Here is a 13,995-nt window from a genome sequence, read left to right on the forward strand (position 1 = left end):
CATGCGCAGCAAGCTCGCAGACCGGCTGAGTGCGCCGGGCATCCGTTTCAAGGCCCTGCCCTGGGGCTCCCGCATCGCCCTTCTCTTCCTCATCATGATCGTCCTGGCGGCCGTCTTCGCGCCGGTCATCGCCCCGCATGACCCGCTGGAGACCTTCATCCCGGCCACGCCGCCGGGTGCCGAGCACTTTTTCGGCACTGACCGGCTGGGCCGCGATATCTTCTCCCGGCTGCTGTTCGGCGCCCAGTCCTCGCTGATGATCGGCCTCGGCGCCGTCATCCTGGCCATCCTCGTCGGTGCCCTTCTGGGGTCCCTCGCCGCGACGTCCAGCAAGGCCGTCAACGAAATCATCATGCGCCTGATGGACATCCTGATGGCGTTCCCGGGCATCGCCCTGGCGGCCGTCCTGCTGGCAGCCTTCGGCAACTCCGTACCCACCATCATCATTGCGATCGCCATCATCTACACCCCGCAGCTGGCCCGCGTGGTCCGCGCCAACGTGCTCTCGCAGTACGGCGAAGACTATGTCCGCGCCGAGCGGGTGATCGGTGCCGGCCGCTTCTACATCCTGCTCAAGCACATCGTCCGCAACACCGCCGCCCCCGTACTGGTGTTCGCCACGGTCATGGTGGCAGACGCCATCATCCTCGAAGCCTCGCTGTCCTTCCTGGGCGCCGGGGTGCAGGATCCCGCGCCGTCCTGGGGCAACGTCATCTCCTACGGCCGCAACCTGGTGCTGTCCGGCGGCTGGTGGGCCACCACCTTCGCCGGTGTGACCATCCTGCTCACGGTGCTGTCGCTGAACATCCTTGCCGAGGGCCTCACCGACGCCATGGTGAACCCGAAGCTGCGTAAGGCAGTGACTGTGAAGGACGACGACGGCTCGGCAGCTGTTGTTGCCGGCGCTGCCGTGGGTGCCGCCGCGGAACCTGTTGATACCCAGGTGGCGACCTCCGTGGCCCAGCCGTCGGTAGTGGAGGAACACGAGCTCGACGGCGTCCGCGCCTCCTACGGCGATGTCCTCACCGAGGAGCGCTATACGGAGGCAGCCGTCCTCGCCGATCCGAAGCTTGCCGCGGCGAACCCGCACCTGCTCCTGGACAAGGAACTCGAACTGCTCTCAGCCATCGAGGCCAAGCGCACCGACCGCCTCCCCCAGGTCCCGGTTGGCGCGCGGAACGTCCTTGAAGTGAAGAACCTGTCCATCCGCTTCCCCGGCCGTTTCGGCGAGACCGCGATCGTGGACAACGTCTCCTTCACCGTCCGCGAAGGCGAAACCATGGGCCTGGTAGGTGAATCGGGCTGCGGAAAGTCCATCACCTCCCTGGCCGTCATGGGCTTGCTGCCCAAGACCGCCCAGGTCACCGGGTCCATCACATTCGACGGCAAGGAACTGCTGGATCCTGCCACCAAGCACAGCAGCATCAAGGCCTACGAAGGCCTGCGTGGCCAGCAGATCGCCATGGTCTACCAGGACGCGCTGAGCTCCCTGAACCCGTCCATGAAAATCAAGGACCAGCTGGAGCAGCTGACCAAGCGCGGTGGCCGCAAAACCCCCACCGAACTGCTGGAACTGGTCAAGCTCGATCCCGTCCGGACACTCGCCAGCTACCCGCACGAGCTCTCCGGCGGCCAGCGCCAACGCGTCCTGATCGCCATGGCCCTGTCCCGTTCGCCGAAGATCGTGGTGGCGGATGAGCCCACTACTGCCCTGGACGTCACCGTCCAGAAACAGGTGGTGGACCTGCTCAACGACCTGCGCGAACAGCTCGGCTTCGCCATGGTCTTCGTCAGCCACGACCTCGCCCTGGTAGCTTCCCTGGCCCACCGCATCACGGTGATGTACGCGGGCCAGGTGGTGGAATCAGCACAGGCGTCCGAACTCCTGCAGAACCCCAAACACGAATACACCCGCGGCCTGCTCGGTGCCGTCCTCTCCATCGAGGCCGACGCCGTCCGGCTGCACCAGATCCCCGGCACCGTCCCGTCCCCGCGCGACTTCGCCGCCGGTGACCGCTTCGCTCCGCGCTCCCTGCGGTCCGACGCCGATCCGGACCAGAAGCTGGTCCTGACATCCGTAAGTGCCGCCGGAGGCGGGGATGCCGACCACTACTGGGCAAGCCATCTGAAGGAGGATGCACAGTGAGCGAATCCACCGGTAAGCCGGTCATCGAACTCAAGGACGTCAAGGTCCACCACCATGCACGCGGCGGCGGGCTCTTCCGCCCCAACATCGTCAAAGCCGTGGACGGCGTCGACTTCACCATCAGCCGCGGCGAAACCGTGGGAATCGTAGGTGAGTCCGGCTGCGGCAAGTCCACGCTCGCGTCGGTGCTTGTGGGACTGCAGGTGCCGACGTCGGGCGAGGTCCTCTTCCACGGCAAGCCCGCCATTAAGCGGAACGCCGCCATGCGCAAGGAATTCGGCCGCTCCGTGTCCGTTGTCTTCCAGGACCCGGCCACCGCGCTGAACCCGCGGATGACCGTCCAGGACATCCTGACGGACCCGCTGCAGATCCACGGCATCGGAACCGCAGCTTCGCGGGCGGCCAAGGTCAAGGACCTGCTGGCCCTCGTGGGCCTGCCGCAGTCCGCGTCCGAGGTCACGCCGTCGCAGGTTTCCGGCGGGCAGCGGCAGCGTGTGGCGATCGCCCGCGCCCTGGCACTGGATCCGGACATCATCGTGGCGGACGAGCCGACGTCGGCCCTGGACGTTTCGGTGCGCGCGCAGGTCCTGAACCTGCTCTCGGACCTGAAGACCCAGCTGAACCTGGGCATGGTGTTCATCTCGCACGATATCCAGACCGTCCGCTACGTCTCGGACCGGATCTGCGTCATGTACTTCGGCAAGATCGTGGAGCAGGGCAGCGCCGCGCAGGTCTTCGACAGCCCCACCAACGATTACACCAAGAAGCTCCTGGGCGCCGCCCCGAGCCTCCTGCACATCTAGCTTTCCCTTCATCAGTTCCAACCAACGGAGAATTCACGTGTCTACCCAATTCCAGGGCGTCATCCCGCCTGTCGTCACCCCCCGCCACGCCGACGGCAGCATCGACACCGCGTCGCTGAAGAACGTCACCAAGCACCTGCTCGACGGCGGCGTGTCCGGACTCTTCGTCCTGGGCTCATCAGGCGAGGTCCCCTACATGACCAACGCCGAGCGTGAACTCGTGGTCTCCACCATCGCCGACGCCAACGCCGGCGCTGTGCCGCTGATCGTGGGCGCCAACGAGCAGACCACCCACCGCGTGATCGAGGAAGCCAGGAAGGTCATCGACCTCGGCGCCGACGCCATCGTGGTCACGTCCATGTACTACGCGATCGGCAACGTGGCGGAAACCGAAACCCACTTCCGCGACATCCACGCTGCGATCGACAAGCCGATCTTCGCCTACGACGTGCCCGTCCGCACCCACTTCAAGCTCCCCACAGACCTCCTGGTCCGGCTGGGCCGCGACGGTGTCATTGCCGGCGTGAAGGACTCCTCCGGCGATGACGTCTCCTTCCGCCAGCTGCTCCTGGCCGGCCGCGATATCCCCAACTTCGATATCTTCACCGGCCACGAAGTGGTGGTGGACGGCGCCCTCCTCGGCGGCGCCCAAGGCGTAGTCCCCGGGCTCGGCAACGTGGATCCGGCCGGCTACCGCCGCCTGTTCGACGCCGCCCAGGCCGGCGACTGGGCCGGCGCAGTCCGCGAACAGGACCGCCTGGCCGACCTATTCGAGATCGTCTACACCCCCAACGGCCGCGTCTCCGGCGGCGCAGCAGGGCTCGGCGCCTTCAAGACCGCCCTGCAGATCATGGGCATCATCGAGTCCAACACCATGAGCGTGCCCATGCTGTCCCTCAACGAGACCGAGACGACCGCCATCAAGGTCATCCTGGAACGCAACGGGCTGGTCTAGGTCCGGTTCCGTTTTCGGTGGTCGCGGCGCGTCTGAGGGATCATTTTGCCGTCCCTTAGACACCTCCCGGCGCACCGCTTCGGTCGCTGCGCGACCTGCGCAATGCTCTGGTCGGCGATGCGGGACTACGCAAAACAACCCCTCAGTCGCTCAGCAAAAGCCTCGCCTTCTCCGGGTGGTCACCAGTAAGGATAGAAATGCAGTACGCGATCGGTGTGGACCTTGGTGGTACTAAGACTGCTGCCGGGGTTGTTTCGGCGGACGGTGAGGTGCTGTTTTCGGAGACCATTCCGACGCTGAACCGGGATGGTGGCGGGGCGATTCTCGATGCTACGTCGGCGCTGGTTTCTGCCCTTATTGCGAAGGCTCAAGCAGAGGGCCTGTGCGTGGCGGGCGTCGGGGTTGGGTCGGCCGGGGTGATTGACTCCGGGCGCGGCGTTGTGGTGTCCGCGACCGACGCGATCCTCGGCTGGGCCGGGACGGAGCTGACCGCGGGACTGGCCGCCCGGCTGGGGCTGGCTCCGGACGCCGTTCGCGCCGTGAACGATGTCCACGCGCATGCGCTTGGTGAGGCGTGGACCGGCGCTGCGGCGGGAACCGCCAGTTCGCTCCTGGTGGCCTTCGGCACCGGCGTCGGCGGCAGTTTTGTCCTGGCCGGCAAGCCCGTTCTGGGCCACCGCTATGTGGCCGGGCACGTGGGCCATTTCGCGTCGCCCTATGCCCAGCACGGCGGCGCCCCGCTCCCCTGCGTCTGCGGCGGAGCCGGGCACGTTGAAGCCATCGCCTCCGGACCGGCCATCCGTGAAACGTACGTGCGTCTGGGCGGCACCGCCCCGGCCCCGGACGCCCGCAGCGTCTTTGCCCGTGCCGGTACCGGCGACGCACTGGCCATCCAGGCGGTGGGCCTCGGTGCCGGGGCTGCCGGGCAGGCCGTGGGCGGGCTCGCCAACATCCTGGACCCCGAGGTTGTGGTGGTTTCAGGCGGACTCTCCGAAGCCGGCGCACGTTGGTGGCGGCCGATGGAGCGCACCCTCCGCGCCGAACTGCTGCCGGCCTTGGCTGCCCTGCCGGTCATGCCCGCTAAACTCGGCAACGCGGCCGCCATGGTTGGCGCGGCAAGCCTGATCCTCACCACCGGCCCTACGCTCCAAAGGAACCCCCAGTGATCCTGACCCCCGAAGCCCTCGAAGCCCTCCGCGGCCGGCTGATCGTTTCCTGCCAGGCGTACCCGGGTGAGCCGATGCGGGACCCGCGCACCACAGGCCAGGTGGCGGCGTCGGCCGTTATCGGCGGGGCGGCTGCCATCCGCGTCCAGGGCCTGGCCGACGTGCAGTTCACGCGCACCGCCGTCGAGGTCCCGGTGATCGGGCTCTGGAAGGACGGACACGGCGGCGTCTTCATCACTCCCACGCTGCGGCACGCCCTGGCTGTGGCCAACGCCGGCGCACACGTGGTGGCGGTGGACGGCACCCGCCGCACGCGGCCGGACGGCTTGACCCTGGCCCGCACGGTCGCCGGGATCCACGCGGACTCCCATGCGCTGGTGATGGCGGATTGCGGTTCCTTCGAGGACGCCGCCGCCGCCGTCGAGGCCGGTGCGGACCTGATCGGCACCACCCTCTCCGGTTACTCCGGCGAGCGCCCCAAGACAGATGGCCCGGACCTCGAACTGCTTGAACAGATCGCCGCCGCCGGTTTCGGGGTGCCGCTGATCGCCGAAGGCCGGATCCACTCCCCCAGCCAGGCTAAGCAAGCGCTCGACGCCGGCGCGTTCGCCGTCGTCGTCGGGACAGCGATCACCCACCCGGCCACCATCACCGGCTGGTTCGCCAAGGCCCTGACGTGATCCCCACCGCGAACGACGCAGGTGCCGGCTACCTTCTGTCCGGCACTGTCCTGACGGACGGCATGGCGCTGGACAACGCTGTGGTGGCCGTCGCCGAAGGCCGCATCGCCTATGTCGGTCCGCGCCCAGGAATGGACGCTTCGTCGATGCAGGGTTTCGAGGAGCTCGAGCTACCGCCAGGCAGCTTGATCCTGCCCGGGCTGGTGGATCTGCATTGCCATGGCGCGGCGGGCGGCGATTTCCCCACCGGTAACGCCGAATCCGCCCGGACCACCGTGGATTTTCTGCACCGCAGCGGCACCACCACCCTGCTGGCCAGCCTGGTGACAGCCTCCCGGGGGGATCTGCTCCGGGCCATCGGCGCCCTCACCCCGCTCGCCGAGGAAGGGCTTATTGCGGGCATCCACTCGGAGGGCCCGTTCCTCTCACACGCCCGCTGCGGCGCGCAGGACCCCCGGTTCCTGCTCGATCCTGACGTGTTTTTGCTGGGCGAACTGCTCGAGGCGGCCGGCGGCCACCTCCGGACCATGACCTACGCCCCTGAACTGCCCGGCGCGGCGGCCCTGGTGAAGGTGCTCGCCGAGCATGGCGTGACGCCGTCGCTGGGCCACACGAACGCGGATACACGGACGACGGCGGACTCACTGACCGAGGCGGCGCGGCTGTTGGCGGCCTCCGGGCAGCCGGGGGTCTCGCGTCCCACGGTGACGCATCTGTTCAACGGGATGCCGCCGCTTCATCACCGCGCTCCCGGCCCCGTCGCTGCATGCCTCCGGCTGGCACGCGCGGGGACGGCCGCAGTCGAGCTCATCGCCGACGGCGTGCACCTCGACCCGGAAACAGTGCGGATGGTTTTCGAACTGGTGGGTGCCGGGAACGTCATCCTGGTGACCGATTCGATGGCGGCCACCGGGCTGCCCGACGGCGACTACGAACTTGGCCCGTCCGCCGTCACGGTCAGCGGCGGCGAGGCACGGCTGCGGAGCAACGGTTCGCTCGCGGGCGGGACGGCCACGCTGCTGGATGTTGTGCGGCGGACCATCGGTGCCGGTGTGGAGCCGGCCGCCGCCGTCCAGTCCGCTACGGCAGTTCCGGCCCGGATTCTTGGGCTCCACAACGAGGTGGGGAGCCTGCGCGCGGGACTGCGTGCCGACGTCGTGGTGGTGGACGGGAACTTCGAGCGCACCCTGGTGATGCGGGCGGGGCGTGTGCTGGCGGGTCAGTAGGCTGGCTACCGGCAGTGATGCCCGGCAGCCCTGCGAGGGTTGGTATTCGCGGTGCAGCATCCGCGTGCGCTCCCCGGCAAGCTTGATCATGGCGTGGGTTCCTGGGAGGCTGGGCGGATCCCTGCCGGCTGCGCGGTCGTTGGGCGTCAGACCCCGGCGACTGCGCCGGACACCCGCACGGTGACCTGCCCGCTCCCCTCATCCAGCTGCGCGGCGGCGGCTTCGTCTGCCACCACCGTTACGTGCGAATGAAGCTGCAGTACCGATGCCGGGCAGTCAGCGGTAACGGGTCCGTGCAGGGCGGCGGCGAGGATGCCTGCCTTGTCCGGCCCGTTGACAACCAGCAGCAGGTGCCGGGCCTCAAGGATGGTGCCGAGTCCCTGGGTGATGCAGCGCAGCGGCACCTCTTCCGGAGGGGTGAAGTAGCGGGCGTTGGCCTCACGCGTGCGTTCGGTGAGAACCTCCACCCGCGTCCGGGAGTCCAGGGCGGAGCCGGGCTCGTTGAAGGCCAGGTGACCGTTGTGGCCGATGCCGAGGATCTGAACGTCAACGCCCCCAACAGCCGCAATGGCAGCGTCGTATTCGGCAGCGGCCGCCGCGGGATCGGCTGCGGCCCCGTCCGGAACGCTCACGTGGGCGGGGTCCAGTTGCAGCCGCTCCGTCACTTCGCGCCGGACCACTTCGGCGTAGCTTTCGGGATGCCCCGCGGGCAGGCCAACGTACTCGTCCAGGGCGAATGCACGGACGGAGGACATGTCCAGCCGGTGGTTTGCGAGCGCAGCGTAAATGGGCAACGGCGATCCGCCGGTGGCTACGCCCAGGACGGCGTCCGGCTTGCTGCGGATGACAGCGGCCAGTATTCCGGCGGCAACGGAGCCGGTGGCTGAGGCGGTAGGCACAACAAAAATTTCCACGTCAAAGGCACTCTCTACAAAGGGGGCGGGCAGGTCCAATCACGCCCGGGGCGCCGGGCGTGGGAGCGGGTGGGGAGGCAGGTGCCGGCTAAGCGGCCGCAACGTCCTTGAGCTTCAGCCGGATCCCGTCAAAGTGGCGCTGCAGGCGTTCGGACGCGAGGGCCTTGTCCTTGTTGGCCACGGCCTCGAAGATTTCCCAGTGGTCCTGCGTCTGCTGCTCGAGATTGACCGGGCCGGTACCGAGGGCCAGGTGGATCTTGCGGTAGACCTGCCAAAAGACGTCCATGAGGTTAATCAACAGCTCGTTGTTCAGGGGCGCATACAGCCTGCGGTGGAACTCGGCGTCGTGCTCATAGAGGGGCTCACCCTTGCGGGCCGCGGCTTCCATGGCTTCCATGGTGGTGCGCAGGTCAGCCAGATGCTCGTCGGTGAGCAGGTCAATGGCCGATCCGATCAGCCCCGATTCGAGGGCCTGCCGGACGTCGATGAGTTCCATGGCCTCCTCGCCCTTGTGGCGGAGGGACAGCCGGCCACGGAAGGTCAGTCCGGAGACCAGGGCGCTGAAGTTGTTGGGCGCCACGAACATGCCGAAGCCGTGCCGGATCTCGATGACCCCCAGCGCCTGCAGCACTTTCAGGGATTCGCGGACGGTGTTGCGTCCCACGCCCAGCTCGGCCGAGAGCTCGCTTTCCGTAGGAAGTGCGTCACCGACGTCCAGTCCCCGGTCCAGAATCAGGTCCATGATCCGTGTCTGCAGGGCATGCGAACGGAGCTGCGCGCTGAAACGTGCGGGCGATACTTCTTGCGATGCGATGGCCACGTGGGTCTCCTCCTTTGCCGCGTATAACGGGTCGCGACTGGTTACCACTCAAGAGTACAGGAGATGGGATGTCCAATGTCTATAAATGACGTATGAATTTGGAGCTGTTCTTACCCCCGCGAGACCGAATCTAACCCAGGAGCGTCCGGACCAGCTCGCGGCACGTCCGGTAAGCAGGCATTTTTGGATCGATGAGGGCGTAATGGTCGCCGGGGACCATGACCAGTTTCGCAGTCATCCGGGCTGCGGCAGCGGCGTTGACGTACGACTCGGACTGGCTCAGCGGAACGGTATCGTCATCGGACCCATGAACGGCATAGACCGGCACGGGCAGCGGAAGGGAGGTCATGGGGTCCGCGTATTTGTAGCGGAGCGGATATTTCGACGACGATCCGCCCAGCAGGTTGCTCACCGCACCATTGCTGAGGTTCAGCTGCTCTGCCCCTGCCAGGTTGAGCAGGCCCGACTGGCTGACCACACCGGTAAGATGCACCGCCGAGCCATCAGATGTCCGCAGGAGCTGGCGGTCAACATCGGGCATTCCAAGCTGGGCGAGTTTGCCCCGGCCGGCCGCCCAGGCGGCCAAGTGCCCGCCGGCAGAATGGCCCAGCGCCACAACCGGCCCAAGGTTCAGGGCGTGCGGGGCCGCCAGGTCGCCGAGTTTGTCGATGCCGGCGAGAACATCCGCGAAGGTATTCGGCCAGCCGCCGCCGTTTCCGGCCCGGCGGTATTCAAGGTTCCAGGCGGCCATGCCGTGCGCGGCCAGGTCCCGGGCGAGGGGCTCCCCTAACTCGGCCCCGTACTGCGAACGCCAGTAGCCGCCATGGATCACCACCACTACGCCACGGTGCTCACCGCCGTCGGGCAGGTCCGGCAGAAAGAGCTCGCCCCACTGGCTCGCATCCTCGCCGTACTGGTACTTGTGCCGCTTCACTGCTTCCCCCTTGGCGCCGCCAACGGCCGCACCTTCCCGCCCGGCGCCGGGCGAACACGCGGCGCCGAGACTTCCAACGGCCGCCGCGGCGGCCGCGCCAACCAGCGTGCGAAAGACAAACGTCCGACGCCGCAGATCAGCCATGTGCCGAGCCTACAGCGTGCATCGTGGCGAGGGTTGCAGACACTTTTTCACTCCGGCTTTGGATTCCGCCGGCGTGCGGGAGGCAGCCGTCAGCAATGTGTTGAGGAACCCCCGCGAGGTGACCAGGTAGGCGTAATGTCAGTAGTAGGAGATTTCGGGTGAAATATAGGTGGCGTACAGGTCCGGGGTTGAATATTCGGGCCGTGCGCGCAGAGAGCGCTCAGCCGCCAGCCGGGGTTAATGACCCGGCCTTTGCACGGAATTGAGGCCGCATGGCCGACAACGATGCTCTCCCCACTGCCGAGCAACTTCAGGACCTTCTTCTGGAAAGCCCCGGCTTCACGGAATTCCTGTTGGGACTGACAGCCATTTCCGCATCCCTGCTGGGCGGACAAACTCCCCTGCTGTGCGCCATCACCGTGGAACGGGAGGCGGGGCCCGCCACGGTAGCCAGCAGCACCGAGGCCGCCCGCGCCTTGGATGAGCGCCAGTACGCCTACGACAACGGCCCTTGCCTGACCGCGCTCCGGCAGCAGCATACGGTCCTGATCCCTGACCTCCAATCCGACGAGCAGTGGGCCTGGTATGCACGGGCTGTAGCGGACGAAGGAATCCGGACCGTCCTGGCAGTCCCCATCCAGACCGGCAACGGTTCCCGCTCCGCCCTTAACTGCTATTCGACCGACGCCGGCACTTTCGATCCTGAGACAGTGGCCACTGTTGAAGAGCATGCCGCATCGCTGTCAAGGATCCTTCGCCTGGCGATGCGGGTGCACCCAACGGATGCCTACCCAGAGCATTTGCGGTCGGCACTGCAATCCCGGGCAATTGTGGATGCCGCGGTGTCCCTGATCATGATGCACAACCGCTGCGGACACGAAGATGCCGTAAAGCTCCTGCATCTTGCCTCGCGCAGCAGCAACCGCCGTTTGCATGACATCACCCGGGACATCCTGCAGAACGCATCCGATATCCCTGTCATAACCCCGGGTGGGGAAAGATAAACAAAAGGGCATGACTTGAAAGACGACGGCATCCTCGGGATTCAGCAACCCGGTGACGAGGCGGACATGCGCAACTTTGCCGCCACTCGCTACCGTCATGGGAACATCAATCTGATGGGATTGTGGACCTACTATTACGGCATCGGCGGAAGCGCTGATGAGCTGTCGCTGGACGCCTATCTGCACGAGATGATGGAATTGCCTCCCCTGCAGATGGATCTTGTCCACACGGCCATCGAGGAGATTACGGCGGAAGGACTGTGAAGGATCTGCTATGTCGGACAACGTAGAAATCCGTGAATCACTCGCTGGCGGCGTCGAAGAGGCCGGAACGGGATTGCAGGACTTTGTACTCCTCCTCCAGGACCTCGTGCTGGAAAGCTCGGACGTGCGGAATTTTCTGACCGAGATGGCAACGATCATCGCCGGGCAACTCTCGCGGGACGGGAACCGCATGTCCTGTGGCATGACTGTCATCAGGCACAAGAGGCCCTTCGCCGTAGCAAGCAGCGATCCCAGGGCCCAGGGCCTGGATGAACTCCAAAACACCCTTGGCGATGGCCCCTGCCTGACAGCCCTCCGGTCGGGGACCCCGGTCTATGTCCCCGACACGAACTCGGACAAGCGATGGCCAAAATACCTCCGCGCTGCCGGGGCGGCGGAGATTGGCTCCATCCTGGCATGTCCGATGCGGCTCCAAAATCAGGCGCAGGCCGTGGTCAATCTCTACTCGCCTGCAGCGCACGGCTTCTCACAGCAGGGCATTGATGAAGCCGAAAACGTCGCAGGCATCTCAGCCAAAGCACTGGATCTTGCCCTGAACATTGCACACCTGCGCGACGCCCGGGACGACCTCACGGCCGCACTGAAGTCCCGCACCGTTATTGACACGGCCATTGGCGCCATCATGGCGCAGAACAGGTGCAGCCGTGATGCGGCATTCCAGATCCTGGTCAAGACCTCCAGCCACCGGAACATCAAGCTGAGGGAAGTGGCCTCGGCAATAATTTCTTCCATCGGCGGCGAGGAGGACATTTCGACGACTTACGAGGAATAGCGCCATGCACCGGAATTCGTGCCTGACGGAGTTGCAGTGCACCACAAGAGATAGTCTTTAGCTGAAGTAAATAAACGGTCGATACCGGGTGAAACGGCCCCCGGGGACGGGTCGCGCGGAAATGGCCGGAGGCAAACACATGATCAGGAAGTATCCCCTGGATGAGCTTTCCTCTGTCATCGGCAGGATCATGGGGCTGCTTCTGACCGAAGAAAAAGTGGACCACGCCGTTCAGCTCCTGTCCCGCGCCGTCAAGGAATCAATTCCGGGAGCTATCGGCGCCGGCGTCTCCATCCTCGATTCCCAGGCCCGGCCGGTCAGTTCCGGCTTTACGGACGCGATTGTGGAACGGGCAGACGCCCTCCAGTACCAGTTGGGGCAAGGGCCCTGCCTCATGGCCTGGGCCACCCAGGAAAGCGTGCTCGTCCACGACGTCGCCGCAGACACCCGCTGGCCTGACTGGAGTGCCGCCGTCGGGGACCTGTCCGTCCGGTCAGTGGTCAGTGCGCCCCTGATCGCGGACGGGGAGGGCATCGGCGCCATGAAGATTTACGCTGCCGGACCCGGGGTGTTTGAGGATTCCACGGCGGCCCTCATGGAACTGTTTGCCTCACCGGCAGCAACCCTCCTCTCACACATCCAGACCGCGGAAATTCCGGAGCGCATCAGCGAAGGCCTTCAGGCCGCCCTGTACAGCAGGGACATGATCAACCGAGCATGCGGCGTGCTCCTGGAACGCCACACACTGACGCAGGACCAGGCACTTCAGCTCCTGATGCAGGAGACCCGCGCGACCCACAGCACACTCAGGGAGGTAAGCGCCGCGATCCTGACCGGCGTCACATCCGCCCCGGACAGAGGCAGAAGTGATGGGTTTCGATAGCAGCGAACCCGAGCAACGCAGCAGGCTGCAGGCAGCGTTGTCAGCAGCACAGGTCAGCACTGGTGATCTGTGGCTGTACTACTTCGGCATCGGCGGATCGGTGGGCGAGTATGAGGTGGAGGCGTACCTCCAAGGGCTCCTTTCCCTCCCCGAGTTGCAGCGTGACCTGCTGGCGATGGCCGCCAACGAACTCTTCGCCAGCCAGTCCGGCCAGCGGGCTCCCTACTCCGACGAGTTCGGCACTGACGGTCCGCACGACGGCGACGGGTCACCTGATGCCCCCTAGCCCGCCCCGACGCTCTCTCACTTAATGCAGGAATGCGCCGGATGCTCTCTCAGTGGTGCGAGAGCATCGCTGTTTTCCTTGCGTTAAGTGAGAGAGGGTCTGACTTAAAGTGAGAGAGGGTTTGACGGGGTTAGCGTTCGCTGCGGGCGGTTCCCGGTGCGTGACCGCCGAGGCGCGCGGTGACTTTGTCCGCTGCTGCGGCGCAGGACTCGCCGAGGCTCTGCAGGCGTTCCTGGGAGACCCGGAACCGTGGTGCCGGGATGAGGACGGCAGCGACGACGTCGCCGCGGTGGTCGTAGACCGGGGCGGCAACGCCCACCTCGTCAAGGGAGGATTCCCCGTAGTTGATGGCCCACCCGCGGCTGGAATCTTCCTTCAGGCGGAGCAGGTAGTCCTCGAGGCTGGACTCATCCAACCCGGGGTAGGCGATCGCTCCGCTGAGCAGGAGGGAACGGACCCGCTCCTCAGGTTCGGTGGCCAGGAAAACCTGGACGGACGAGCTCAGCGCATCGTTGTACCGCGCCCCGAGCGGCGCGGTGTGCTTGATCTGGTGCCGGCTGGCGATCTGCTCCACGCAGATGGACTCGTTGCCCTCCCACATCATGAGCGCGCTGGTTTCTCCGGTCCGCTCCGTGAGCTCGCGCAGGACCGGGTAGGCAACGCGGCGCTCCTCCAGTTCGGCAAGGAGTGGACCAGCGACGGCGATCAGGCCCAGCCCCAAGCGGAAGCGGCGCGTGTCCGGATCCCGCTCCACGAGGCCTTCCTGTTCGAAGGTCGCCAGTATGCGGGACACCGTGCTCTTGTGCATGCCCACACGGTTGGCGATCTCGGTGACCCCCAGCAACGGTTCGTCCGCCGTGAAGGAGCGCAAGACCGCGATGGCGTTGACGATGACGGAGGCACCTTTGGTGTCGCTCTTGCCGTTGGTATCACTGGAATCTGGTGTGGTCATGGTGCTCACTATCATTGCGCATTGT

General features: G+C 66.0%; 15 protein-coding genes. 11 read left to right on the top strand and 4 right to left on the bottom strand.

From position 1 onward, the window contains the following. Nucleotide 1: 1 nt before the first annotated feature. From AC1MCA_RS09095 to nagA, 6 genes are all read left to right on the top strand, one after another. Nucleotides 2–2,146, top strand: coding sequence for a dipeptide/oligopeptide/nickel ABC transporter permease/ATP-binding protein (locus AC1MCA_RS09095; RefSeq protein ID WP_479802843.1), 2,145 nt, complete (start codon nucleotides 2–4; stop codon nucleotides 2,144–2,146). After that, a complete protein-coding gene (locus AC1MCA_RS09100) occupies nucleotides 2,143–2,949 on the top strand; it encodes an ATP-binding cassette domain-containing protein (protein ID WP_479802845.1) in 807 nt (268 codons plus the stop codon). Before AC1MCA_RS09095 ends, AC1MCA_RS09100 begins: the two co-directional genes overlap by 4 nt. A 37-nt stretch (nucleotides 2,950–2,986) precedes the next feature. Next, the gene (locus AC1MCA_RS09105) at nucleotides 2,987–3,904 is read left to right on the top strand and encodes a dihydrodipicolinate synthase family protein (protein ID WP_479802846.1); all 918 of its coding nucleotides are present in this window, start codon (nucleotides 2,987–2,989) and stop codon (nucleotides 3,902–3,904) included. A gap of 197 nt (nucleotides 3,905–4,101) precedes the next feature. After that, the gene (locus tag AC1MCA_RS09110) at nucleotides 4,102–5,070 is read left to right on the top strand and encodes an ROK family protein (protein ID WP_479802848.1); all 969 of its coding nucleotides are present in this window, start codon (nucleotides 4,102–4,104) and stop codon (nucleotides 5,068–5,070) included. Continuing rightward, a complete protein-coding gene (locus AC1MCA_RS09115) occupies nucleotides 5,067–5,750 on the top strand; it encodes an N-acetylmannosamine-6-phosphate 2-epimerase (RefSeq protein WP_479802850.1) in 684 nt (227 codons plus the stop codon). Before AC1MCA_RS09110 ends, AC1MCA_RS09115 begins: the two co-directional genes overlap by 4 nt. Continuing rightward, nucleotides 5,747–6,976 carry an N-acetylglucosamine-6-phosphate deacetylase gene (gene nagA / locus AC1MCA_RS09120; RefSeq protein WP_479802852.1) on the top strand — a complete coding sequence of 410 codons (1,230 nt, stop codon included), beginning with the start codon at nucleotides 5,747–5,749 and terminating at the stop codon, nucleotides 6,974–6,976. The genes AC1MCA_RS09115 and nagA overlap by 4 nt, the downstream gene beginning before the upstream one ends. 146 nt (nucleotides 6,977–7,122) lie before the next feature. On the opposite strand, the gene AC1MCA_RS09125 is transcribed toward nagA, so the two are convergent. From AC1MCA_RS09125 to AC1MCA_RS09135, 3 genes are all read right to left on the bottom strand, one after another. Continuing rightward, nucleotides 7,123–7,890, bottom strand: a complete 768-nt coding sequence (locus AC1MCA_RS09125; RefSeq protein WP_479802854.1) for a glucosamine-6-phosphate deaminase — start codon at nucleotides 7,888–7,890, stop codon at nucleotides 7,123–7,125. Nucleotides 7,891–7,978: 88 nt separating this feature from the next. Continuing rightward, nucleotides 7,979–8,704 (bottom strand): FadR/GntR family transcriptional regulator, encoded by a 726-nt coding sequence (locus AC1MCA_RS09130; RefSeq protein ID WP_479803348.1) that lies wholly within the window; start codon nucleotides 8,702–8,704, stop codon nucleotides 7,979–7,981. Between the two features lie 136 nt (nucleotides 8,705–8,840). Beyond that, nucleotides 8,841–9,644, bottom strand: a complete 804-nt coding sequence (locus tag AC1MCA_RS09135) for an alpha/beta hydrolase (RefSeq protein WP_479803350.1) — start codon at nucleotides 9,642–9,644, stop codon at nucleotides 8,841–8,843. A 416-nt stretch (nucleotides 9,645–10,060) separates the two neighbouring features. On the opposite strand from AC1MCA_RS09135, the gene AC1MCA_RS09140 reads away from it, so the two are divergent. The 5 genes from AC1MCA_RS09140 (at nucleotide 10,061) to AC1MCA_RS09160 (ending at nucleotide 13,018) form a co-directional block, all read left to right on the top strand. Next, on the top strand, nucleotides 10,061–10,792 hold the full coding sequence (locus AC1MCA_RS09140; RefSeq protein WP_479802856.1) for a GAF and ANTAR domain-containing protein: 732 nt from the start codon (nucleotides 10,061–10,063) through the stop codon (nucleotides 10,790–10,792). 15 nt (nucleotides 10,793–10,807) lie between these two features. Continuing rightward, complete coding sequence (locus AC1MCA_RS09145; protein ID WP_479802858.1) at nucleotides 10,808–11,056, top strand: hypothetical protein; 249 nt, start codon at nucleotides 10,808–10,810, stop codon at nucleotides 11,054–11,056. Nucleotides 11,057–11,066: 10 nt separating this feature from the next. After that, entirely contained in the window at nucleotides 11,067–11,849 is a 783-nt protein-coding gene (locus AC1MCA_RS09150) for an ANTAR domain-containing protein (RefSeq protein ID WP_479802860.1), read from the top strand. 139 nt (nucleotides 11,850–11,988) lie between these two features. Further along, the gene (locus AC1MCA_RS09155; RefSeq protein WP_479802862.1) at nucleotides 11,989–12,732 is read left to right on the top strand and encodes a GAF and ANTAR domain-containing protein; all 744 of its coding nucleotides are present in this window, start codon (nucleotides 11,989–11,991) and stop codon (nucleotides 12,730–12,732) included. After that, nucleotides 12,719–13,018 carry a hypothetical protein gene (locus AC1MCA_RS09160; RefSeq protein WP_479802864.1) on the top strand — a complete coding sequence of 100 codons (300 nt, stop codon included), beginning with the start codon at nucleotides 12,719–12,721 and terminating at the stop codon, nucleotides 13,016–13,018. Before AC1MCA_RS09155 ends, AC1MCA_RS09160 begins: the two co-directional genes overlap by 14 nt. Before the next feature lie 130 nt (nucleotides 13,019–13,148). Here AC1MCA_RS09160 and AC1MCA_RS09165 read toward each other — a convergent pair whose 3' ends face one another. Continuing rightward, nucleotides 13,149–13,970, bottom strand: coding sequence for an IclR family transcriptional regulator (locus AC1MCA_RS09165; protein WP_108600816.1), 822 nt, complete (start codon nucleotides 13,968–13,970; stop codon nucleotides 13,149–13,151). Nucleotides 13,971–13,995: the final 25 nt, after the last annotated feature.

It is taken from the genome of Arthrobacter sp. BK1 (assembly GCF_056680055.1).